At 69.8% G+C, this 23015-nt stretch carries 21 protein-coding genes; 14 read left to right on the forward strand and 7 right to left on the reverse strand.

Translation table 11 applies throughout. From position 1 onward, the window contains the following. The first annotated feature begins 18 nt into the window (after window positions 1-18). Genes iolC through JIG36_RS44620 form a run of 11 tightly spaced genes read left to right on the forward strand, consistent with a single transcriptional unit; the run spans window position 19 to window position 11812 of the window. Window positions 19-945, forward strand: a complete 927-nt coding sequence (gene iolC, locus JIG36_RS44570; RefSeq protein ID WP_236049551.1) for a 5-dehydro-2-deoxygluconokinase — start codon at window positions 19-21, stop codon at window positions 943-945. After that, a complete protein-coding gene (locus JIG36_RS44575) occupies window positions 938-1795 on the forward strand; it encodes a Cgl0159 family (beta/alpha)8-fold protein (RefSeq protein ID WP_203382958.1) in 858 nt (285 codons plus the stop codon). The genes iolC and JIG36_RS44575 overlap by 8 nt, the downstream gene beginning before the upstream one ends. After that, on the forward strand, window positions 1795-2682 hold the full coding sequence (iolB, locus tag JIG36_RS44580; protein ID WP_203382959.1) for a 5-deoxy-glucuronate isomerase: 888 nt from the start codon (window positions 1795-1797) through the stop codon (window positions 2680-2682). Before JIG36_RS44575 ends, iolB begins: the two co-directional genes overlap by 1 nt. Beyond that, window positions 2679-4532, forward strand: coding sequence for a 3D-(3,5/4)-trihydroxycyclohexane-1,2-dione acylhydrolase (decyclizing) (iolD, locus tag JIG36_RS44585; RefSeq protein ID WP_203382960.1), 1854 nt, complete (start codon window positions 2679-2681; stop codon window positions 4530-4532). The genes iolB and iolD overlap by 4 nt, the downstream gene beginning before the upstream one ends. Window positions 4533-4540: 8 nt before the next feature. Next, a complete protein-coding gene (locus tag JIG36_RS44590; protein ID WP_203382961.1) occupies window positions 4541-6037 on the forward strand; it encodes a CoA-acylating methylmalonate-semialdehyde dehydrogenase in 1497 nt (498 codons plus the stop codon). 10 nt (window positions 6038-6047) lie between these two features. Further along, window positions 6048-6992 (forward strand): TIM barrel protein, encoded by a 945-nt coding sequence (locus JIG36_RS44595; protein WP_203382962.1) that lies wholly within the window; start codon window positions 6048-6050, stop codon window positions 6990-6992. Then, window positions 6989-7981, forward strand: coding sequence for a substrate-binding domain-containing protein (locus tag JIG36_RS44600; protein ID WP_203382963.1), 993 nt, complete (start codon window positions 6989-6991; stop codon window positions 7979-7981). Before JIG36_RS44595 ends, JIG36_RS44600 begins: the two co-directional genes overlap by 4 nt. A gap of 13 nt (window positions 7982-7994) precedes the next feature. Next, a complete protein-coding gene (locus JIG36_RS44605) occupies window positions 7995-9056 on the forward strand; it encodes an ABC transporter permease (RefSeq protein WP_203382964.1) in 1062 nt (353 codons plus the stop codon). A gap of 2 nt (window positions 9057-9058) precedes the next feature. After that, entirely contained in the window at window positions 9059-9874 is an 816-nt protein-coding gene (locus JIG36_RS44610; protein WP_203382965.1) for an ATP-binding cassette domain-containing protein, read from the forward strand. A 5-nt stretch (window positions 9875-9879) separates the two neighbouring features. Continuing rightward, window positions 9880-10896, forward strand: coding sequence for a Gfo/Idh/MocA family protein (locus tag JIG36_RS44615; protein ID WP_203382966.1), 1017 nt, complete (start codon window positions 9880-9882; stop codon window positions 10894-10896). Between the two features lie 52 nt (window positions 10897-10948). Then, complete coding sequence (locus tag JIG36_RS44620; RefSeq protein ID WP_203382967.1) at window positions 10949-11812, forward strand: sugar phosphate isomerase/epimerase family protein; 864 nt, start codon at window positions 10949-10951, stop codon at window positions 11810-11812. A gap of 139 nt (window positions 11813-11951) precedes the next feature. Here JIG36_RS44620 and JIG36_RS44625 read toward each other — a convergent pair whose 3' ends face one another. From JIG36_RS44625 to JIG36_RS44635, 3 genes are read right to left on the reverse strand one after another with little or no spacing between them, the layout of a single operon-like run. Further along, on the reverse strand, window positions 11952-12473 hold the full coding sequence (locus JIG36_RS44625) for a P-loop nucleotide/nucleoside kinase family protein (protein ID WP_203382968.1): 522 nt from the start codon (window positions 12471-12473) through the stop codon (window positions 11952-11954). 35 nt (window positions 12474-12508) lie between these two features. Next, window positions 12509-13051 (reverse strand): SRPBCC family protein, encoded by a 543-nt coding sequence (locus JIG36_RS44630; protein ID WP_203382969.1) that lies wholly within the window; start codon window positions 13049-13051, stop codon window positions 12509-12511. Continuing rightward, window positions 13048-13365: an ArsR/SmtB family transcription factor gene (locus JIG36_RS44635; RefSeq protein WP_203382970.1), complete on the reverse strand. Its 318-nt coding sequence runs from the start codon at window positions 13363-13365 to the stop codon at window positions 13048-13050. Before JIG36_RS44635 ends, JIG36_RS44630 begins: the two co-directional genes overlap by 4 nt. An 81-nt stretch (window positions 13366-13446) precedes the next feature. On the opposite strand from JIG36_RS44635, the gene JIG36_RS44640 reads away from it, so the two are divergent. Further along, window positions 13447-14202 (forward strand): hypothetical protein, encoded by a 756-nt coding sequence (locus tag JIG36_RS44640; protein WP_203382971.1) that lies wholly within the window; start codon window positions 13447-13449, stop codon window positions 14200-14202. Window positions 14203-14414: 212 nt separating this feature from the next. On the opposite strand, the gene JIG36_RS44645 is transcribed toward JIG36_RS44640, so the two are convergent. The 3 genes from JIG36_RS44645 to JIG36_RS44655 all read right to left on the reverse strand — a co-directional run bounded on the left by JIG36_RS44645 (window position 14415) and on the right by JIG36_RS44655 (window position 17249). Continuing rightward, on the reverse strand, window positions 14415-15017 hold the full coding sequence (locus tag JIG36_RS44645; RefSeq protein ID WP_307873162.1) for a P-loop nucleotide/nucleoside kinase family protein: 603 nt from the start codon (window positions 15015-15017) through the stop codon (window positions 14415-14417). Window positions 15018-15078: 61 nt separating this feature from the next. After that, the gene (locus tag JIG36_RS44650; protein ID WP_203382973.1) at window positions 15079-16080 is read right to left on the reverse strand and encodes a sugar phosphate isomerase/epimerase family protein; all 1002 of its coding nucleotides are present in this window, start codon (window positions 16078-16080) and stop codon (window positions 15079-15081) included. An 8-nt stretch (window positions 16081-16088) separates the two neighbouring features. Beyond that, complete coding sequence (locus JIG36_RS44655; protein WP_203382974.1) at window positions 16089-17249, reverse strand: Gfo/Idh/MocA family protein; 1161 nt, start codon at window positions 17247-17249, stop codon at window positions 16089-16091. Between the two features lie 91 nt (window positions 17250-17340). Between JIG36_RS44655 and JIG36_RS44660 the strand changes: the two genes are divergently transcribed. After that, complete coding sequence (locus JIG36_RS44660) at window positions 17341-18408, forward strand: LacI family DNA-binding transcriptional regulator (RefSeq protein WP_203382975.1); 1068 nt, start codon at window positions 17341-17343, stop codon at window positions 18406-18408. A 227-nt stretch (window positions 18409-18635) separates the two neighbouring features. Further along, complete coding sequence (gene ileS, locus JIG36_RS44665) at window positions 18636-21749, forward strand: isoleucine--tRNA ligase (RefSeq protein ID WP_203382976.1); 3114 nt, start codon at window positions 18636-18638, stop codon at window positions 21747-21749. Between the two features lie 19 nt (window positions 21750-21768). Here the strand turns inward: ileS and JIG36_RS44670 are convergent, their stop codons facing one another. Next, window positions 21769-22947, reverse strand: a complete 1179-nt coding sequence (locus JIG36_RS44670) for a glycoside hydrolase family 3 N-terminal domain-containing protein (RefSeq protein WP_236049554.1) — start codon at window positions 22945-22947, stop codon at window positions 21769-21771. Window positions 22948-23015: the final 68 nt, after the last annotated feature.

Here is a 23015-nt window from a genome sequence, read left to right on the forward strand (position 1 = left end):
GCCGATGAGGTACTGACGATGGGACGTATAGGTGTCGACCTGTACCCGCAGCAGGCCGGGGTGTCGTTGCGGGAGGTTCGGACCTTCGAGAAGTTCCTCGGTGGCAGCGCCTCGAATGTCGCGGTGGCCGCGGCCCGATACGGCCGGCGGTCGGCGGTGATCACGCGGACCGGTGACGACCCGTTCGGCGAGTTCCTGCACGACGCGTTGCGCGGGTTCGGTGTGGACGACCGCTTCGTCACGCCGGTGTCCTCGCTGCCGACGCCGGTGACGTTCTGCGAGATCTTCCCGCCGGACGACTTCCCGCTCTACTTCTACCGGTTCCCCAAGGCGCCCGACCTCGAGATCCACCCGTCCGAACTGGACTACGACGCGATCCGCGACGCCGACATCTTCTGGGTCACCGGTACGGGGCTTTCTCAAGAGCCTTCTCGTACGGCCACCCTGACCGCCCTGAGGCATCGCGCCAAATCCGGCATCACCGTGTTCGACCTCGACTACCGGCCCATGTTCTGGCAGTCGCGGGAGGAGGCGCGGCACTGGTACGCCCACGCGCTTCCCTACGCGACCGTTGCCGTGGGCAACCTGGACGAAGCGGACACTGCGGTCGGCGCCCGCAAGCCGGACGAGGCCGCGCAGAAGCTGCATGAGGCCGGGATCGGGCTGGCCGTGGTGAAGCAGGGGCCCGCCGGCGTCCTCGCCTCGGACGGAACAAATCGGACAGAGGTGCCCCCGGTGCCGGTCGAGGTGGTCAACGGCCTCGGTGCCGGTGACGCGTTCGGGGGCGCCCTCTGCCACGGCCTGCTGGCCGGATGGGAGCTCGAGGCGACGATGCGCTTCGCCAACGCCGCCGGAGCCATCGTCGCCTCGCGACTGTCCTGCGCCGACGCCATGCCCACCGAAGCCGAAGTCCGCGCCCTGATCCGGGAGGCCTCCGATGCCTGACCTCGACGACCTCCTGGACATCCGCACCCGGCGCCCGGCGGCGATCGCGGCCGCCGCCTCGGCCCGCCGCCGGCCGTCCTCGCTGTTCGGCCCGCACGGCAAGCTGATGATCATCGCGGCCGACCACCCGGCGCGGGGCGCGCTGCGGGCCGGCGACGACCCCCTGGCGATGGCCAACCGGGTCGACCTGCTCGACCGTCTCCGCACGGCGCTGTCGCGGCCGGGTGTCAACGGCGTGCTCGGCACTCCCGACATCCTGGAAGACCTGTTGCTGCTGGGCGCGCTCGACGACAAGGTCGTGATCGGGTCGATGAACCGCGGCGGGCTGGCCGGCACGTCGTTCGAGATCGACGACCGGTTCACCGCCTACGACGCGCCGAGCATCGCCGCGGCCGGGTTCGAGGGCGGCAAGATGCTGCTGCGCATCGACCCGGACGACCCGGGCACGGTGGCGACCCTGCAGTCCTGCGGGGCGGCGGTCAGCGACCTGGCCGCACACCGGCGGATGGCCATGGTCGAGCCGTTCATCTCGCACCGCGTCGACGGGCGGGTGCGCAACGAGCTGACGGCCGAGGCGATGATCCGCGCGATGACGGTGGCCGCCGGGCTGGGCACGACCTCGGCCTACACCTGGCTCAAGGTTCCGGTGGTGCGGGACATGGAACGGGTCATGGCGTCGACCACGCTGCCCGCGCTGATCCTGGGCGGGGAGGGCGAGGCCGCGTACGCGGAATGGCGCAAGGCTCTTGACCTGCCGACCGTGCAGGGGCTGGTGATCGGGCGGTCGCTGCTCTATCCGGCGAGCGGCTCGGTGGGCGACGCCGTGGATCGGGCGGTGAGCCTGCTGTGATGGCCCGAGTGAACCCGCTGATGCCCAGCGGCAGCACCGCCGACAAGCCGTTCGACGTCGTCGTGACCCCCGAGAACGCCGGGTGGGGTTACAGCGGCCTGCGCGTGCTCGACCTGCCGGTGGGCGCACGCGCCACGTTCCTGACCGGCGACGACGAGATGCTGGTGCTGCCGCTGAGCGGTGGCTGCGACGTGACCTGCGACGACGAGCGGATGACGCTGACCGGGCGGCGTTCGGTCTTCACCCGGGTGACCGATTTCGCATATGTGCCGCGCGACTCGACGGTGACGGTGCGGGCGCCCAACGGCGGGCGTTTCGCGTTGCCGTCGGCGCGGGCCGGACGGCGCCTGCCGTTCCGCTACGGAGCGGCCGACGACGTCGCGGTCGAGCTGCGCGGTGCCGGGCAGGCCAGCCGACAGGTCAACAACTTCTGCACGCCGGAGCGGTTCGACGCCGACCGGCTGATCGCCTGCGAGGTGCTGACCCCGGGCGGCAACTGGTCGTCCTATCCGCCGCACAAGCACGACGAGCCGGGCGAGGGGGAGTCCTGCCTGGAGGAGATCTACTACTTCGAGGTCGCCGGCTCGCCGTCGGGCACGGCGGGCTCGGCCTACCAGCGGGTGTACGGGCATCCCGACCGGCCCATCGACGTGTGCGCCGAGGTGCGTACGGGCGATGTCGTGCTCATCCCGTACGGCTGGCACGGGCCGTCGATGGCGGCGCCCGGTTACGACCTCTACTACCTCAACGTGATGGCCGGTCCCGGCGAGCGCGAATGGCTCGTGCGCGACGACCCGGCCCACGGCTGGGTGCGGGCCTCGTGGAACGGCGTCGACGTCGATCCGCGCCTGCCGATGACCTCCAGCAAGGAAAGGACGCGTTCGTGAGACTCACCGTAGGGCAGGCCGTGGTGCGGTTCCTGGCCAACCAGTGGACCGAACGGGACGGAGTCGAGCAGCGGGCGATCGCGGGCTGCTTCGGGATCTTCGGGCACGGCAACGTCGCCGGTCTCGGTCAGGCCCTGTTGCAGGCCCAGCGCACCGGCGAGGCCGATCTGCCGTACCGGCTGGCCCGCAACGAGCAGGCCATGGTGCACGCCGCCGCCGGGTTCGCCCGGATGAGCAACCGGCTGCGCGCGATGGCGTGCACCGCCTCGATCGGGCCGGGCTCGACGAACATGCTGACCGGGGCCGCGCTGGCCACCGTCAACCGGCTGCCGGTGCTGCTGCTGCCCTCCGACGTGTTCGCCACCCGGGTGGCGTCGCCGGTGCTGCAGGAGTTGGAGAGCCCGGCCGGCTACGACGTGTCGGTCAACGACGCGTTCCGCCCGCTGTCGGCCTTCTTCGACCGGGTGTGGCGTCCCGAGCAGCTGCCGCAGTCCCTGCTCGGCGCGATGCGGGTGCTCACCGACCCGGCCCAGACGGGCGCGGTCACCATCTGTCTTCCCCAGGACCTTCAGGCCGAGGCGTACGACTTCCCCGACGCGTTGTTCGCCAAGCGTGTCTGGCACGTCGCCCGCCCGGCGGCCGAACCGGCCTTTGTGGAACGGGCCGCCGCTGTCCTTCGCGGGGCGCGGAAGCCGCTGCTCATCGCGGGTGGTGGCGTCATCTACTCGGAGGCGTCGGCCGAGCTCGACCGGTTCGCCCGCGGGACCGGCATCCCGGTGGCCGACACCCAGGCCGGCAAGGGCGCGATCAGTTGGGACCACCCGAACGCCGTGGGCGGGGTCGGCTCGACCGGCACCCCGGTCGCCAACCGGCTGGCGGCCGAGGCCGACGTGGTCATCGGGGTCGGCACCCGGTACAGCGACTTCACCACCGCTTCCCGTACGGCGTTCCAGAACCCGGACGTGACGTTCGTGAACATCAACGTGGCCTCGTTCGACGCGTCGAAACAGGCGGCGTACCCGATCGTGGCCGACGCCCGGGCCGGCCTCTCCGCTTTGCTGGCCGCCCTGGACGGTTCAACCTGGGCCTCTGAACATGCCGAGGAGGTCGCGTCCTGGCAGGCCACGGTCGATCGGGCCTACCACCTGGGGCACGGGCCGCTGCCGTCGCAGACCGAGGTGATCGGCGCGGTCAACGAGGCCTGCGGCGCCCGCGACGTGGTGGTGCAGGCGGCCGGCAGCCTGCCCGGTGACCTGCAGATGCTGTGGCGGGCCCGCGACCCGAAGCAGTACCACGTCGAGTACGGCTACTCGTGCATGGGCTTCGAGATCGCCGGGGCGCTCGGCATCAAACTGGCCGACCCGACCCGCGAGGTGTTCGCGATGGTCGGCGACGGCTCCTACCTGATGATGGCCCAGGAGATCGTCACGGCCGTCGCCGAGGGCATCAAACTGGTCGTCGTCCTGGTGCAGAACCACGGGTTCGCCTCGATCGGGGCGCTGTCCGAGTCGCTCGGCTCGCAGCGGTTCGGCACCAGCTACCGCTACCGCGGGGAGAGCGGCGACTACGACGGCGGACACCTGCCGGTCGACCTGGCCGCGAACGCCGAGAGCCTGGGCGCCACCGTGATCCGCTGCCGCACGATCGCCGACCTGGCCGACGGCCTCAAACGCGCCCGGGAGGCCGACCGCCTCACCGTCGTGCACATCGAGACCGACCCGCTCGCCCCGGTGCCGTCCTCCGAATCCTGGTGGGACGTGCCGGTTCCCGAGGTCTCGTCCCTGTCCTCCTCCCAGGACGCGCGGGCGGTCTACGACGCCGCCAAGCGCCGCCAACGCCTCTATCTGTAAGGACTGTCATGGTTACCATCGAGCACTGGATCGGCGGGGAGTTCACCGCCGGGTCCGGCAACCGCAGAGGGCCGGTGTTCAACCCGGCCACCGGCCGGCAGCAGCACGATGTCGTGCTCGCCACCGACGCCGATGTCGACGCGGCCGTCACCGCGGCCCGGATCGCCTTCGAGACGTGGGGCCAGGCCTCGCTGAGCAAGCGCACCAAGACCCTGTTCAACTTCCGCGAGCTGGTCAACGCCCGGGTCAAGGAGCTGGCCGGGATCATCTCGGACGAGCACGGCAAGGTGCTCTCGGACGCGGCCGGCGAGGTGCAGCGCGGCCTCGAAGTGATCGAGTTCGCGTGCGGGATCCCGCAGCTGCTCAAGGGCGACTACAGCGACCAGGCGTCCACCGGCGTCGACGTGTTCAGCTTCCGCGAGCCGCTCGGGGTGTGCGCCGGGATCACGCCGTTCAACTTCCCGGCCATGGTGCCGATGTGGATGCACCCGGTCGCGATCGCCTGCGGCAACACGTTCGTGCTCAAGCCCAGCGAGCGGGACCCGTCGGCGTCGAACTACGTGGCCGAGCTGTGGAAGGAGGCCGGGCTGCCGGACGGCGTGTTCAACGTGCTGCACGGTGACAAGGCCGCGGTGGACGGTCTGCTGCAGCACCCGGACGTCGCGGCGGTCTCGTTCGTCGGCTCGACCCCGATCGCCCGCTACATCCACGACGAGGCGAGCAAGCGGGGCAAGCGGGTGCAGGCCCTGGGCGGCGCCAAGAACCACGCGATCATCCTGCCCGACGCCGACCTCGAGTTCGCGGCCGGTCACCTGACCGCGGCCGCGTTCGGCTCGGCCGGCGAGCGGTGCATGGCGATCTCGGCCGCGGTGGCCGTCGGCGGCGCCGGGGACGCGCTGCTCGACCTGGTCAACCGCAAGGCGGGCGAGGTGGTGGTCGGCAACGGGCGTGATCCGTCGAGCGAGATGGGTCCGGTGGTCACGGCCGCGGCCAAGCAGCGCATCGAGGGACTGATCGACAGCGGCGAACGGGCCGGGGCCAAGGTCACGGTGGACGGGCGCGGGCTGAGGGTGCCCGGCTTCGAGGAGGGCTTCTTCGTCGGGCCGACCGTCATCGACCAGGTGGAGCCGTCGATGGAGGTGTACACCGAGGAGATCTTCGGACCGGTGCTGTCGGTGGTGCGGACCGACACGGTCGACGCCGCCATCGATCTGATCAACCGGAATCCGTACGGGAACGGGACTGCGATCTTCACGTCGAGCGGCGAGGCGGCCCGGCGGTTCCAGCGCGGCGTGCGCGTCGGCATGATCGGCATCAACGTGCCCATCCCGGTCCCGATGGCCTACTACTCCTTCGGCGGCTGGAAGGACTCCCTGTTCGGGGACAAGCACATCCACGGTCCCGAGGGCGTCTCGTTCTACACGCGCGGCAAGGTCGTTACCTCGCGATGGCCGCACGTTTCCCACGCGTACGACGCGTCCCTGCACTTCCCCACCTCTTCGTAAAGGGCTGCTCATGGAAATCCGTCACCTGCAACTCGGTAGCTGCCCCGATTCGTGGGGGGTGTGGTTCGCGAACGATCCTCTGCAGACTCCCTGGTCGCGCTTCCTGGACGAGATGGTCGCTTCCGGCTACTCCTGGCTCGAACTCGGTCCGTACGGATATCTGCCGACCGACCCGGCCCGGTTGTCGGACGAGCTCGCCGCGCGTGGCCTCTCGGTCGCCGGCGGAACGGTGGCCGGCGCCGGTGGGCCGCACAAGGACTTCGATGCCGTGGTCGCGGCCGCTCGTGACGTCGCCTCTCTCACGGCCGCGGTCGGCGGGCAGAACGTCGTGTTCGTGCCGGTGCCGGGCTATCGCGACGACGTGACCAACGCCTATCTGGAGCCGGCCGAGCTCGACCCGGACGCCTGGCGGGCGCTGGTGCGCAACTCCAACACGCTCGGGAAGATCCTGCTCGAGGAGTACGGCGTCCACATGCGGTTCCACCCGCACGCCGACTACCAGGTCGAGACCCAGGCCCAGACCGAGCGCTTCCTCGACGACACCGACCCCCGGTACGTCTCGCTGTGCCTGGACACCGGGCATCTGGCGTACCGGAAGGCCGACGTGCCCGGGATCATCCGCAAGTACCCGGACCGGATCGGCTACGTGCACATCAAGCAGATGGACCCGGTCATCGCCGAGCGCGCCGTCAAGGAGGACCTCGCGTTCGGCAAGGCCGTGGCCCAGGGCGCGAGCGTCGAGCCGCCGGCCGGAGAGCCGAACGTGCCCGCCGTGCTCGACGCACTGAGCGAACTCGACGCCGAACTGTTCGTCGTCGTCGAGCAGGACATGTACCCGGTCGAGTTCGACGTGCCGCTGCCGATCGCGCAGCGGACCCGCACCTATCTCAACTCGGTCGGCCTCCACTCCCGGGCCGCCGACAAACCCCGTCCCGATACAGGAGAAACGATATGACCGCTCGGACACGCACCTTCCGGATGCTCGCCGCCGGCACGGCGGTGATGCTGGCCGCCGCCGCGTGCAGCAGTGGCGGCCGTGAGAAGACCGAGGACACCGGGACCGCCGGCGGCAACGCGGCCGGCAGCTCCGGCTACACGATCGCCTTCATCACGCACGAGACGCCCGGCGACACGTTCTGGGACAAGGTCAAGAACGGCGCCAACCAGGCCGCGAAGGATACCGGCGTCACACTGAAGTACTCCAACGATCCGGAAGCGCCCAAGCAGGCCGTGCTGATCCAGAACGCGGTCGACTCCAAGGTGAACGGCATCGCCACCACGCTGGTCACCCCTGACGCGCTGGCCGGTTCGGTCAAGGCGGCCACCGACGCCGGCATCCCGGTCGTCGGGTTCAACTCCGGCATCAACGAGTACCAGAAGCTCGGCGCGCTGATGTACTTCGGCTCCGATGAGACCCTGGCCGGCACCACCGCCGGCAAGCGCCTCGCCGACCAGGGCGCCAAGCACCCACTGTGCGTGATCCAGCAGACCGGCTCGGTCGCTCTCGAGGCGCGCTGCGCGGGTGTGAAGAGCTCCGTCCCCGGCACCGAGAACATCCAGGTCAACGGCGCCGACGACGCGGCCGTGACGACCACGCTGCAGACGAAGCTGACCCAGGACAAGTCGATCGACGCGATCGTGACGCTGGGCGCACCGCAGGCGCTGGACGCCATCAAGGCCAAGGAACAGGCCAACAGCCAGGCCAAGCTGGTCACGTTCGACCTCAACGAGCAGGCCGCCCAGGAGATCAAGAACGGCAATATCGTGTTCTCGATCGACCAGCAGCCGTACGTGCAGGGCTACATGGCCGTCACGTCGCTCTATCTGAACCTCAAGAACGGCAACGACATCGGCGGCGGCAAGGCCGTGCTGACCGGTCCGTCGTTCGTCGACTCGACGAACATCGACAAGATCATCCCGTTCACGAAGAACAACACGCGGTAGGCGGGGTGCCCTCATGAGTCAGACGCTCGAGGCGCCCGCTCCGGCGCCGTCGGAACCGACCAACCGCGTACGCATGGGCCTGGCCCAGCGGCTGCTCTCGCGGCCGGAGGTCGGCGCCCTGGTGGCGGCGATCATCATCTTCATCTTCTTCCTGGTGCTCGCGCCCTCCTTCCGGTCGGCCGAGTCGTTCTTCACGGTGCTCTACCAGTCCTCGGTGATCGGCATCGTCGCCGTCGGCGTCGGGCTGCTGATGATCGGCGGCGAGTTCGACCTGTCGGCCGGTGTCATCGTCTACACCGCCGGCCTGTTCACCTCGATGTTCTGCTGGTACTACGGCGTGAACCTGTGGCTCGGCGCCGCCCTGTCACTGGTCTTCTGCCTGCTGATCGGCTTCCTCAACGGCTATCTGGTGATGCGCACCGGCATCCCCAGCTTCCTGATCACCCTGGGCACGTTCTTCGTGCTGCAGGGGGCCAACCTCGGCGTCACCAAGCTGGTCACCAACACGGTGTCCACGCCCGACATCAGCAACATCGACGGGTTCGACTCGCTCGGCAAGATCTTCTCGTCGAGCTTCAAGATCGGATCGGTGACGGTCTGGACCTCGGTGCTGTGGTGGATCTTCTTTGTGCTGCTGGCGGCCTGGATCCTGCAACGCACCCGGATCGGCAACTGGATCTTCGCGGTGGGCGGCAACCCCGACAGCGCCCGTGCGGTCGGGGTGCCGGTGGTCCGTACGAAGATCGGGCTGTTCATGGCGGTGTCGTTCCTGGGCTGGTTCGTCGGCATGCACCAGCTGTTCCGGTTCAACACGCTGCAGGCCGGCGGCGGCGTCGGCAACGAGTTCCTCTACATCATCGCCGCGGTCGTGGGCGGCACGCTGCTCACCGGCGGCTTCGGCAACGCGATCGGCGTCGCGATCGGCGCCTTCATCTTCGGCATGACCAGCCTCGGCATCATCTACGCGGGCTGGGACCCGAACTGGTTCAAGGCCTTCCTCGGCGTCATGCTGCTGCTCGCCGTGCTGGTCAACCTCTATGTCAAACGGATGGCCACCGCCCGGAAGGTGGGCTAGTCATGACCGACACCCTGGCCTCGCACGCCGATCAGACACTGCACAAGGGCGAGCCGCTCATCGAGATGGAGAACGTCGGGAAGGCGTACGGGGCCATTCGCGCTCTTCGCGGCATCAACCTGCGCGTCGGTGCGGGCGAGGTGACCTGCGTGCTCGGTGACAACGGCGCCGGCAAGTCCACCCTCATCAAGATCATGTCAGGCCTGCACCCGCACAACGAGGGCACGGTGCGCGTCGACGGCAAGGAAGTCAGCTTCTCGTCACCGCGCGAGGCGCTCGGTCACGGCATCGCCACGGTCTATCAGGACCTCGCGGTGGTGTCGCTGATGGAGGTCTGGCGCAACTTCTTCCTCGGCTCCGAGCTGACCGCCGGCAAGTACCCCCTGGCCGGGCTCAAGGTCAAACAGATGAAGGAGATCGCCGACGCCGAGCTGCGCAAGATGGGCATCGTCGTCAAGGACATCAACCAGCCCATCGGTACGCTCTCCGGCGGTCAACGACAGTGTGTGGCGATCGCCCGCGCGGTCTACTTCGGCGCGCGCGTGCTCATCCTCGACGAACCGACGGCGGCCCTGGGCGTCAAGCAGTCCGGCGTCGTGCTCAAGTACGTGGCGGCGGCCCGCGACGCCGGTCTGGGCGTCGTCTTCATCACGCACAACCCGCACCACGCCTACATGGTCGGCGACCACTTCGTGATCCTGAAGCTGGGCTCGATGGCGCTCGACAAGACGCGCAAGCAGGTCGGGCTGGACGAGCTCACCCAGCAGATGGCGGGCGGCGACGAACTGGCCGAACTGTCCCACGAGTTGAAGCGGTGATGCGGATGCTGAGAGTCGGAGTCATCGGCACCGGCATGATCGGGCAGGACCACATCCGGCGGATGACCTCGGTGCTGGCCGGGGTTACGGTCACGGCCGTCGCCGATGTGAATGTCGATACCGCCGCCGCGGTTGGCTCCTCGGTCGGCGCTCGCGTTCACGAATCGGGCGAATCGCTTATCTTGGATCCGTCGGTGGACGCCGTGGTGGTCTGCTCCTGGGGGCCGACCCATGAGCAGTACGTGCTGGCCTCGATCGCGGCCGGGAAACCGGTCTTCTGCGAGAAGCCCCTCGCCACCACGGCCGAGGCGTGTCTGCGGATCGTCGAGGCCGAGACCGCGCACGGCCGCCGGCTCGTGCAGGTCGGCTATATGCGGCGCTACGACACGTCGTACCGGGCGTTGAAGGCCGTGCTCGACACCGGGCAGCTGGGCGCGCCGCTGATGATGCACTGCGCCCACCGCAACCCCAGCGTGCCCGGCTTCTACGAGAAGGAGATGGCGATCACCGACACCGCCGTCCACGAGATCGACATGGTCCGGTGGATGTTCGGGGAGGAGATCACCGCGGTCCGGGTGCTCACGCCGCGCCGCAGCGGCAACGGCGGCGACCTGCAGGACCCGTTGCTGCTGCTGTTCGAGATGGCCGACGGGGTGCTGGTCGACGTCGAGACCTCGGTCAACATCCGGTACGGGTACGACATCCGCGGCGAGATCGTGGGCGAGAACGGGACGGCGGCCCTCGGGTCGCTGAGCCCCGTGCGCGTCCGGCTCGGCGGGCAGGCGGCCGACCCGGTGCCGGTCGACTGGCGGGAGCGTTTCCTCGGCGCGTACGACGTGGAGTTCCAGGAGTGGATCGACGCGCTGCGCCTGGACGGGCGGCCGGTCGGGCCGAGCGCCTGGGACGGCTACGCGGCGGCCGTGGTCTCCGACGCCGGGGTGGCCGCCCTGCGCACCGGCGAGCGGGTCGAGGTCGCGCTGGCCGAGAAGCCCAAGCTGTACGACGTGGAGGTTCCGGCATGATTCCTCCCCGCCCTCGTTCGGCCCGTTTCCTCCTTTGCGGGGGTGGGGCGGCGTGAAGATCGCGCTTGATCCGTACATGTTGCGGCGGGTGCCGTTGCTGGAGCTGCCGCGGGTGGTGGCCGACCTCGGATATCACCACATCGAGCTGTCACCCCGGGACGACTTCCTGCCGTTCTTCCTGCACCCCCGCGTGGACAAAGCGGGCGTCGCGGCGTTCCGCAAGGCGCTGGCCGACGCGGAGGTGTCGGTGGCGTCGGTGCTGCCGCTGTACAAGTGGTCCGGGCCGGACGAGGACGAACGGCAGGCGGCCGTACGGTACTGGAAGCGCGCCATCCAGATCACCGTCGATCTGGGCGTGGACGTGATGAACTCCGAGTTCAACGGCCGCCCGTCGCACGCGGCCGAGTCGGAGGCCCAGTTCTGGCGGTCGATGGAGGAGCTGCTGCCCATCTTCGAGCGGGAGGGCGTGCGGCTGGTGCTCGAACCGCACCCCGACGACTTCCTCGAGGACGGCATCGGCGCGGTCAACCTGATCCGGGGCATCAACTCGGACCTGGTCAGCTTCCTCTACTGCTGCCCCCACACGTTCCACCAGGGCGGCAACCTGGCCGAGATCATCCGCTACGCCGGCCCGCTGCTGACCCAGGTGCACATCGCCGACTCGTTCGACTTCCGGGCCTCGTCCGGCTTGCGCTACATCGTCAACCCGCCCGGTTCGACGGCCCGCATCCACCAGCACCTCGACATCGGCCAGGGTGAGGTCGACTGGGACCTGTTCTTCGGCAGCCTGAACGAGGTGGGTTTCGACGGCATCGCGACGGTGTGCGTGTTCGCGTGGGAGGAGAGGGCGGAGGACAGTGCCCGCTACAACCTGAGCCAGATCCACCAGTACACCCAGAAACACACCAACGACTGACCGTTCGCCACGGTGGGCCGCCTCGTGCGGGCGGTCCACCGTGTCATTCCGATTCCGTACGTCTCTCCCGGGTCGTTCCGCTTGCCAGCGCGTCTCCCGGGTCGTTCCGCTTGCCAGCGCGTCTCCCGGGCCGTTCCGCTTACCAGCGCGTCTCCCGGGTCGTTCTGCTTACCAGCGCGGCGATGTCGACCGGGCCGTCGGTGACGACTCGCAGCACGGGTCCGAAGGCCAGCGGTTCCGCCTCGGTGATCCACGTCGGCCACGACTCGGACAGATGCCTTTTGTCCTCGTAATAGTCCGGCCTCGTTCGCCTGATGTATCGGTCTCGGGCTGTCTCGCCCGGCACGTCGCACCATACCTCGATCACCGTGCCGGCCCCGGCGCGACGCAGACCCTCCTCGGCGAAGCCGCGGTCACGCGGCCGGAACCACCACGACTCGAGAATGACGCCGCCCCGGATGCCCGCCGCGAGGGTCCACATCAGCTCGGCGGCGGCGCGGCCCAGGGCGGGCGCCGGAACGTCCGGTGCCGCGCCCGCGATCGCCTCCTTGAGCGCGTCCTTCGAAATGAGCGGAAGCCCCGTGGCCCGGGCGAGCGCGCCCGCGAGGGTGCTCTTGCCCGAGCCCGGAAGCCCGTTGATCAGGATGACGCTCTCCGCCATGCCGCGTTCACGCCGATCCGCTGGTCAGCCGTTGGTCAGCCGTTGGCCGTTCCGTCGGATTCGGCCACGGTGACTTTGTCGGATTCGGTCCGGGTGACTTCGTCGGATTCGACCACGGTGACGAAGCGCTCCAGGTAGAGCGGCCAGCCCTGGTCGTTGCCGATGGCGTCACGCAGCGACTCCCAGCCGGGACCGTGGCGGTCGAGTTTGCGGTGTTCAAGCTCCACTCGGGTGCGGTCCGGAGCCTCACTGATGAAGCGGATCTCGACCTCGCTGGTGTTCTCCAGGTCGGTCTCGAGTGTCCACTCAACCCCGATGTCCCAGCTGAAGACGACCCGGTTCGGCGGCTCGTAGGCCAGCACCCGCGCCCACGCGAACACGCTGCCGTCCTCGGCCCGGTCGTAGATGCGGCCGCCGACGTGCCGCTCGAACACGGTTTCGGCCAGCGGTGAGCTCATCAGATAGTGATCTCGGGGCTTGATGTCCCCGAACCGCGTCGTGAACAGCTCGAACGCCCGCTCGAGCGGCGCCTTGACGACGACCTGCCGCAGAACCACCTGCGCCGGTGCCTCGGTCATGATTTCCCCTCGTCTTCAACGATCTCTTCGAAACCCTGCAGAGTCCGCTTCCAGAACATGTCGAGCTGATCGCGCAGGGCGGAGACACCCGCCGGGTTGAGCCGATAGACCCGGCGCGTGCCCGCCGCCTCGTCGTCCACCAGTCCCGCGTCCTTGAGCACTTTGAGGTGCTGCGACACGGCCGGCCGGCTGATCGGCAACGTCTCGGCCAGTTCCCCGACGGCCCGCGGCCGCTCAGCCAGACACTCCACAATGGCGCGCCGGCTCGGATCCCCGAGAATCTCCCACCCGTCGGGCCTTTGGTAAGTACCCACGAACGGTAAGCTACGACTTACCAATAGGCTTCGTCAACCCCGGTCCGCCGGGTCGCCCGCGAGGTTGAGCTGTGAGTCGCCGTGACGCCTGGTCGTGAGCCGCCCCGCGAGGCCGGGTCGGTGCCGGTCGTGACGTCGGGCCGTGTGCCGGTCGTGACGTCGGGCCGTGTGCCGGTCGTGACGTCGGGCCGTGTGCCGATCGTGGTGCTGGGCCGTGTGCCGATCGTGGTGCTGGGCCGTATGCCGATCTTGGTGCTGGGCCGTGTGCCAGCCGTGGTGCTGGGCCGTGTGCCGGTCGTGGTGCTGGGTCGTGTCGGTCGTGGTGCTGGGGCGGGATCGACAGCGATCTTCGACTCGGGCAGCATGCCCCACATGGCGGGAGAGATGGTGACGGCGTTGACGTCGCTGGGCGGGGTGGCCCTGGGCGGCGGATTGTCATATCTGGTGCAGCGGACCACCCAGCAGACAACACTGCGCCTGGAGCAGTCCAAACAGGATCGCGCCCAGCTGGAGGCCCGCCGCGCGGAACGCCTGGCGTTGCTGGAACGCTTCATCACCGTGGCCGCCGACGCGGAACGCTGCGCCTTCTCCCGCCCGTCGGAGTGGGAGGAGGGCGACGACTGGCACGCCCCCACCCAGGTCGTGATGAATCGTTTCTGGGTCGAGGAACGCATGATCCGCGTCCTGTTCCCGCCCGTCGTCCACGACGCCGCCCGCGCCTACTTCCTGGTGCTCAACGGCGCCGTCTGGGAGGGCCTGCCACCCGGCCAGACCGTGGCCGACGCCATCGAACGGCCCCACGCGGCGTTCCTCGACGCTGCCCGGGCCGCCCTGTGACGCTGCCCGGGCCGCCCTGTGACGCTGCCCGGGCCGCCCTGTGACGCTGCCCGAGCCGCTCTCTGACACCCGTCTGTCGCCGATGCCGCCGTCCCGCTTCAGCAGCTCAGCGCAGCCGCCGAGCTGCTGCACGCCTTCCTGGCCACGCCCGCCGACGTCGAGGCCGCTGCCCGACCGCTCCATCCAACGCCGGCGACCGGCTCCGGTGACAGTCATCTCTCGACGGGGCGCCCGTTCAAGCCCTGAGCGAGGGAGGGCCAGAAGCGCTGAGCCCACTCGAGCCAGCTCTCATCCCCGGGCGGCGGGGAGCGGTGAGCCGAACCAGAGAGCTCGTCGGCGTCAGGGACCTGGAACTGCTCCCTCCAGGGGTCGAGCTCCGCTTCGGCCATCGGGAAGGTCAGCTCCGGCGTGTGTTCCCAGCGGCTCTGAATCCGGCTCCACTGCACATCGCGTTCCACTGGCAGGTACACGATCTCGCATGACGCTCCCACCGAAGCGGCTATCGAGCGCAGGGCGGAGCGCTCATCACGCGACCACAACCCGAAATCAAGTACGACGCTGAGCCGAAGGCGCAAGGCATCGACGGCCAGGGCGATGAGCCGGCCCTCCAGCAGCCACCGCATGCCGCCGGGCTCCTGGTGACGGTCCTGCTGGCCGAAGATGGCGAGCGCCCAGTCGTCGGGAGTGAGCCGCAGGGCTCCACGCTCGGCCGCCAGCTCCCGCGCTCGATAGGTCTTTCCCGACCCGGGAAGGCCCACCATCAGGAACAGGGTGGGGTCGTTGGCCGCGCGCGTATCCGTCACCACGTCATTCACGCGCTCCATGGTGCACGGCACTCACCGACGAGCATTCGTGACCAACCGCAAGGCCGGTCGGTCAGACGCCTGCCTTGCGGGCGGCGGCGATCAAATTTTCGGCGGCCAGGCGCAGGCCCTCGATCTGGTCGAGTTCGGTGTCCTCGTGTTCGATGTTGACGGCCATGTCGGGGTCGATGCGGTGCAACGCCTGCAGGAATGGCACCCAGAACTCGTCGCCGTGACCGCGGCCCACGGCGACGAACTGCCAGGACGGCTCGGACGGCCACTGGTTCAGCGTGTTACGGCCACCCAGGTTGAGCGGGTTCTGGTTGTACGGCGTACGGGAGAAACGGTCGTCGAGGACCCCGAAGCGGCGCGCGTTGGGCTCGTTGATGCGCGTGTCTTTGGCGGCGGCGTGGAAGACGTGGTCGCCCAGGTATTCGATGGCGGCCACCGGGTCCATGCCCTGCCAGAACAGGTGGCTCGGGTCCATCTCGGCGCCGACGTGGGTGGCGCCGGTCTGCTCGATCAGGCGCAACAGGGTGGGCGGGTTGAACACGATGTTGTGCGGGTGCATCTCGATGCAGACCCTGACATCGGCGTCGGCCGCACGGGCCTGAACGTCGCGCCAGAACGGGACGGCGACCTCGTTCCACTGGTAGTCGAGGACGTCGAGCCACTGGCTGTCCCATGGGTTCACCACCCAGTTCGCCACCGTGGCGCCGGGCTCGCCGCCGGGCAGGCCCGACATGGTGACCACGCGCTTGACCCCGAGCAGGGCGGCCAGTTCGATGCTGCGGCGCAGGTCGTCGGCGTGCCGGGGGCCGACCAGCGGGTCGGGGTTGAGCGGGTTGCCGTTGCAGTTGAGCCCGGTCAGCGTGATGCCGGCCTGGGCGTAGCGGCCCAGGTATTCCTCGCGGGCCCCGGCGCTGGCGAGCAGGTCGTCGATCGGGATGTGCGGCGCGGCGATGAAGCCGCCGGTATTGATCTCGGCGCTGGTCAGTCCCATCTCACCGAGGATCTTGAGGGTTTCGTCGAGGGGGCGGTCGTGCAGGCAGGCGGTGTACGCACCGAGGCGCATGGAGGCTCCTAGAGCTGGACGGGTTTGTCGGTGGCGGCGACGACCGCCTCGAGGACACGCAGGTTGTGCAGGCCGTGGGCCAGGCCGGGGCACGGCGGCAGCTCCTTGACCCCGGCGATCTGGTCGAGGAGGGCGCGGGCCTGGTAGACGAAGAAGTCGTTCTGCCCGTGGCCGACGGTGGGGAAATCCATCGGCAGGCCACGCGCCACATATGGGTGCCAGGGGCCGATGAAGACGGTGCGGGCGCCGTTGACCGCGGCGCCGGGGGTGGCGTCGACGATGCTGAACTCGGCGGGCCGGGTCATCTCGAACGAGGCGCTGCCGTTCTCGCAGAACAGGTCGATCTTCAGGGTGTTCGCATGCCCGAACGCGACCCGCGAGAGCGAGAACGTGCCGACGGCACCGCTCGCGTAGCCCGTGGTGAACGTGCAGACGTCTTCGTTCTCGACCGGCGCCAGCTCGTCGCTGAGCTGGACACCGCCGGCGTGACCGACCGCGACCCCGAGCGGTTTCGGCCTCTGCTCGACGAGGGTGGCCATCGTCGTGCCCTGGACCCCGGAGGTGGGGCCGCAGAAGAACTCGGCCAGGTCGGTCATGTGGCTGCCGATGTCGGCCAGCACCCCCGAGCCGGGGCCGCCCTGATAGCGCCAGCTCATCGGCCGTCGGGGGTCGAAACCGTAATCGCACCAGTAGTTGCCGACGAAGTGGCGCACCGGGCCGAGGGCGCCCTCGACCTGTTCCTTGATGGCGTTGATGGCGGGGGAGCGGCGGAACGTGAAGCCGGTCGCGTTGACCAGGCCGGGCGCGGCGGCGGCCGCGGCCACCATGGCCTCGCCGTCGGCCACGCTCGGGGCCAGCGGTTTTTCGCACAGCACGTGTTTGCCGGCGGCCAGGGCGGCCTCGACGATCTCGCGGTGCAGGTTGTTGGCGACGGCGACGCTGACCACGTCGACGTCGGGGGCGTCGATGACGGCCCGCCAGTCGGTCTCGGCGCGTGCGTAGCCGTAGCGGGTGGCGGCGTCGGTGGCGAACGGCTCGTGCAGGTCGGCGATCGCGACCAGGCGAGGGGCGGGCAGGTCGAGGCCGAAGACGGTGCCGGCCTGGCGGTAGGCGTTGGCGTGGGCGCGGCCGACCATGCCCGCGCCGATGACTGCGACTCCGAGTGACATCTGGCCGACCTCCTTTTAAAGCGCTTTAAGAACCCCTGTAATATCGACGTTGATCTCGCACGGTGTCAAGGGCATGACGGGGAGTGAAAAAGTGGATCAACGACCGCGGCTGTCCGACGTGGCCGCCCGTGTCGGTGTCTCACCCGCGTCGGTCTCGCTGGTGCTGCGCGGCGCGCCCGGTCCGAGCGCCGAGACCCGCGAGCGTGTCCTCGCGGCCGCCGCCGAGCTGGGCTATCGCGCCGACCGCACGGCCAGCCTGCTCGCCCGTCGCCGGCGTCACCTGCTCGGCGTGCTGCTCGATGTCCGCAACCCGTTCCACGCCGAGCTGGTGGAAGAGATTCAGGTCGAGGCCGACGCGGCGGGCTACGAGGTGGTGCTCTCGACCCTCACGCGCGCCCGCGACGAGGCCCGCGCCGTCGAGACCCTGCTCGACTTCCGCTCCGAGGCCCTCATCCTGCTCGGCCCCGACGCCTCCGAGGGCGAGCTGGCAAAACTGGCCGCCCAGGTGCCCTGCGTCGTGGTGGGCCGCATGGCGCGCGGCGTCGACGTCGACGTGGTGCGCCCGGCCGACGACGTGGGTGTCGACGCGGCTCTCGACCACCTGATCGGTCTCGGACACACCCGCATCGCGTTCGTCGACGGTGGCCGGGGCGTGGTGGCGTCGAGCCGGCGCCGGGGCTACCGCCGGGCCATGCGCCGGGCCGGCCTGGCCGCCCAGGTCCTGCCCGGCGACCACACCGAGGAGGGCGGCATCCGCGCCGGCCGGGTCATCGCCGCCGATCCGGCCCGCCCCAGCGCCGTGGTCGCCTCGAACGACCGCCTGGCCGTCGGCCTGATGGACGCCCTGCTCCGCGCCGGCGTCGACGTTCCCGGCCAGGTCTCGGTGGTCGGCTACGACGACAGCAGCCTGGCCCGCCTCGCCCACATCGACCTCACCTCGGTCAACCAGAACGCCCACGGCCAGGCGCGCAACGCGGTGCTGGCCGCGGTCTCCCGTCTCGACGGCGGCCGCACGACCGCGAGCGAGATGGTGCTCGTGCCGCGTCTGGTGGTGAGAGGCAGCACAGCACCGCCGGTGAGAACTGCGGAAAACCACATGGCGGGCCGCGACGAGGGGCCGGTAGCATCGTCGGCGCAGGGCACTGATGGGGACGAGTAGGACAGCACGCAGCCAGGAGAGACCCGGGGACGGTGGAAGCCCGGGGGTGTGCGCAGCCCGAATATCACCCCGGAGCCGCCGGAGGAAAGGCCCAGGAGAGGGGCCCAGTAGAACCGGCCGCACCCCACTTCGAGTGGGCCGCGGGCACCACGCCGCGGTCAAAGAGGGTGGTACCGCGGGGTAAGCCTCGTCCCTCTGTCGCGAACCGTTCGACGGAGGAGCAAGCCTTGTACAGCCAGGTGCCCGCGCAGGTCGACCTGCCCGCGCTCGACCACGACGTCCTGCGTTTCTGGCAGGAGAACAAGATCTTCGCGCGCAGCCTCGAACAGTCCGAGGGCCGCCCCGAATGGGTCTTCTACGAGGGGCCGCCCACGGCCAACGGCATGCCCGGCGCCCACCACATCGAGGCGCGCGTCTTCAAAGACGTCTTCCCGCGCTACCGCACGATGAAGGGCTACCACGTCGCCCGCAAGGCCGGGTGGGACTGCCATGGGCTCCCGGTCGAGCTCGCGGTCGAGAAGGAGCTCGGGTTCAGCGGCAAGCAGGACATCGAGGCGTACGGCATAGCGCGGTTCAACGAACGGTGCCGCGCCTCGGTCACCCGGCACACCGACGCCTTCGCCGAGCTCACCGAGCGCATGGGCTACTGGGTCGACATGGCCGACGCCTACCGCACGATGGACCCGGAATACATCGAGTCGGTCTGGTGGTCGCTCCAGCAGATCTTCGACAAGGGCCTGCTGGTCGAAGACTTCCGCGTCGCGCCGTGGTGCCCGCGCGACCAGACCACGCTCTCCGACCACGAGCTGGCGCAGGGCTACGAGACCGACGTCGACCCCGCCGTCTACGTCCGGTTCCCGCTCACCTCCGGCCCGCTCGCCGGCACCACGTCGCTGCTGGTCTGGACCACCACGCCGTGGACCCTGGTCTCCAACACGGCCGTCGCGGTCAACCCCGGGGTTCCGTACGTGGTGATGACCGATGGAACCGAGCGGCTGGTGCTCGCCGAGTCGCTCGCGAGTTCGGTGCTGGGTGAGGGATGGACGCCGACCGGCGAGACGTTCGCCGGCAAGGAGCTCGAGCGGTGGACCTACCAGCCGCCGTTCGAGCTGGTCGACGTGCCCGACTCACACATCGTGATCCTCGCGAACTACGTGACGACCGACAGCGGCACCGGCCTGGTGCACCAGTCACCCGCGTTCGGCGCCGACGACCTCGCGAGCTGCCGCGCCTACGGGCTCCCGATGGTCAACCCGGTGCTGCGCAACGGCACGTTCGATCCCGAGGTCCCGATGGTGGGCGGTCTTTTCTTCCGGGAGGCCAACGAGCCGCTGGTCGAGGAGCTGCGGCGCACCGGTCTGCTGTTCCGCCTCGACCCCTACGAGCACCAATATCCGCACTGCTGGCGCTGCCACACGGCGCTGATCTACTACGCCCAGCCCTCCTGGTATGTGCGGACCACCGCCGTACGGGATGCGCTGTTGCGTGAGAACGAGAAGACCACCTGGCAGCCCGAGACGGTCAAACACGGCCGCTACGGCGACTGGCTGACCAACAACGTCGACTGGGCGTTGTCGCGCAACCGCTACTGGGGCACGCCCCTGCCCATCTGGCGCTGCGACGAGGGCCATCTGACCTGCATCGGGTCGCTGGCCGAGCTGGGCGAGCGGGCCGGGCGCGACCTGTCCACGCTCGACCCGCACCGCCCGTTCATCGACGAGGTGACCTTCGCCTGCCCGCAGTGCGCGGCGACGGCCACGCGCGTGCCCGAGGTCATCGACGCCTGGTACGACTCGGGTTCGATGCCGTTCGCGCAGTTCGGATACCCGTACCGCAACAAGGAGCTCTTCGAGCAGCGCTTCCCGGCGCAGTTCATCTCCGAGGCGATCGACCAGACCCGCGGCTGGTTCTACACGTTGATGGCCGTGAGCACGCTCGTGTTCGACCGCTCGTCCTACGAGACCGTCGTCTGCCTCGGCCACATCCTGGCCGAGGACGGCCGCAAGATGTCCAAGCACCTCGGCAACATCCTCGAGCCGATCCCGCTGATGGACACCCACGGCGCCGACGCGGTCCGCTGGTTCATGGCCTGCGTCGGGTCGCCCTGGTCGGCGCGCCGCGTCGGCAACAACACGTTGCAGGAGGTCGTCCGCAAGACCCTGCTGACCTACTGGAACACGGTGGCGTTCCAGGCTCTGTACGGGCGGTCGTCGGGCTGGACGCCGTCCGCCGACGACCCGGCTCCGGCCGAGCGTCCGCTGCTCGACCGCTGGGTGCTGTCCGAGCTGAACGAGCTGGTCCGCAAGGTCGACGGAGCATACGCGGCGTTCGACACCCAGGAGGCGGGCCGGCTGCTCGCCGCGTTCGTCGACGACCTGTCCAACTGGTACGTGCGCCGCAGCCGCCGCCGGTTCTGGCGAGGCGACCCGGCCGCGCTGGCCACCCTGCACGAGGCGCTGCGCACGGTGACGCTGCTGATGGCGCCGCTGACCCCGTTCGTCACCGAGCGGGTCTGGCGTGACCTCGTCGTCGCCGTCGATCCCGGGGCGGCCGAGTCGGTGCACCTGGCCGCGTTCCCCGAGCCCGACGAGTCGCTGATCGACCCAGCCCTGTCGGCGCGGATGGCGCTGGTGCGGCGGCTGGTCGAGCTGGGCCGGGCGGCACGCGCCGAGTCGGGCATGAAGGTGCGGCAGCCGTTGTCCCGCGCGCTGGCCTCGGCGTCCGGCTTCGACGACCTGCCGGCCGACCTGCTCGCCGAGATCGCGTCGGAGCTCAACGTGGGCGAGGTGAGCGGCGTCGCGGGCTCGTTCGTCGACACCACCGCCAAGGCCAATTTCCGTACGCTCGGCCGGCGCTTCGGCAAGAAGGTGCAACTGGTCGCCCAGGCGATCGCGGCCGCCGACGCCGCCGAGCTCAAAGACGCCCTCCGCACGTCGGGGGAGGCGTCGCTGGTGGTCGACGGCGAGCCGGTCACGCTGGGCCCCGACGAGGTCGTCATCACCGAGACACCGCGCCAGGGCTGGGCCGTCGCCTCCGACTCCGGCGCGACGGTGGCGCTCGACCTGTCGCTCACCCCGGAACTGCGCCGGGCCGGCATCGCCCGTGACGCCGTGCGCCAGATCCAGGAGGCGCGCAAGAGCAGCGGGCTCGAGGTCTCCGACCGCATCGAGCTGCGCTGGTCGGCCGAGGGCGAGACCGCCGAGGCCATGACCGAACACGCGGCCCTGGTCGCCGACGAGGTGCTCGCCACCTCGTACGAGCCCGGAGAGTCCTCGTGGTCCGGCGCGGAGGCGTTCACCGACGAGTCGATCGCTCTCACGTTCTGGCTGCGGAAGGCGTGACCTAAGTGCCCCACCCGGTTCATCCGCAGCGGAGGATGCCCGCCTTCTGCTTCGCTTGCAGGACGTGGCGGGCGGCGTCGTCGACCCGGGCCCGGAAAGCCTGATCACTTTCGGCCTTACTGATGAGCGCGCCGGCCATCGGGGCCGCGTCGGAGGGGACGATGGTGAGGACCATGTCGCCGCCCGCGGCCACGAACCGGGTGGCCCGCGTGGCCGGGGAGACCGTGGTGACCGCGCGGGCGGCCCCGAGGTCGTCCGAGAACTCCAGGCCGTCGAAGCCGATCTTCTCGCGCAGCAGGCCGGTGATGACCGGCTTGGAGAAGGCGGCCAGCGCGGCCGGATCGATGCGCGGGTAACGCGCCGACGAGATCATCACGGCCGCCGTGCCCGCCTCGATGCCGGCCTTGAAGGGGGCCAGGTAGGGGTCGTTCACTGTCGCCGTGTTGTCGGTCGCGCCGGTCGACGTGTCGGTGTTGACCCGCACCCGCCCGAGGCCGGGGAAGTGTTTCAGCGTGGTCAGGACGCCGGCCTGCTGCGAGGCGGGCACGACCGTGCGGATGGCCGTGGCGACCTTGGCCGGATCGGAGCCGAACTGCCGGTGGAACGCGCCGATGGGTGGGTTGTCCTCGCCGATGCTTGCCGGAACAGTGTCGGCGACCGGCGCCAGGTTGAGGTTCACGCCGATGCCGGTCAGTCGCCGGGCACTGCCGCGGGTAGTGTCGCGCAGTGTCGCGTTCGGACCCGCACCCAGGCGCAGGGCGGACGGCAGGCGCGGGAAGTCGGGGCCCTTGAGGGTCTGCACGCTGCCGCCCTCCTGATCGACGGCCACGAGCATCGGCAGGGCGGCGCGTTTCTGCAGGGCGGCGATGTCGGACTTGAGCTGGGCGGCGCGGTGGGTGCTGCGGCCGCGCAGGAACGTGCCACCGACGTGATAGCGGCGCAGGGTGTCGCCGGCGCCGCTGGGCGCGTTCACCGAGACGCCGATCATCAGCAGCTGGCCGACGCGCTCGGCCAGGTCGAGACCGTCGAGCGTGGTGGTCACGCAGTCGGCCGGCGGCGCCGAGGACGGTGCGGCCGAGGAGGATGCCGGTGCGGACGAGGGCGGCAGCGCGGAGGACGGCGGCGCGGCGGCCGGAGGATCACCGGGGGAGCAGGCGCTCAGGAGGACGACCGCGGCGACGGCCAGGCTTCGCTTCATCGCCGCTCACGCTAGCCAATCGGGTCACTCCCGCAACCCGGCGTGCACGGTCGGGGGAGGAGTTGTGA

The organism is Paractinoplanes ovalisporus, assembly GCF_016834655.1.
In the GTDB taxonomy this organism is placed as follows: Bacteria; Actinomycetota; Actinomycetes; order Mycobacteriales; family Micromonosporaceae; genus Actinoplanes; species Actinoplanes ovalisporus.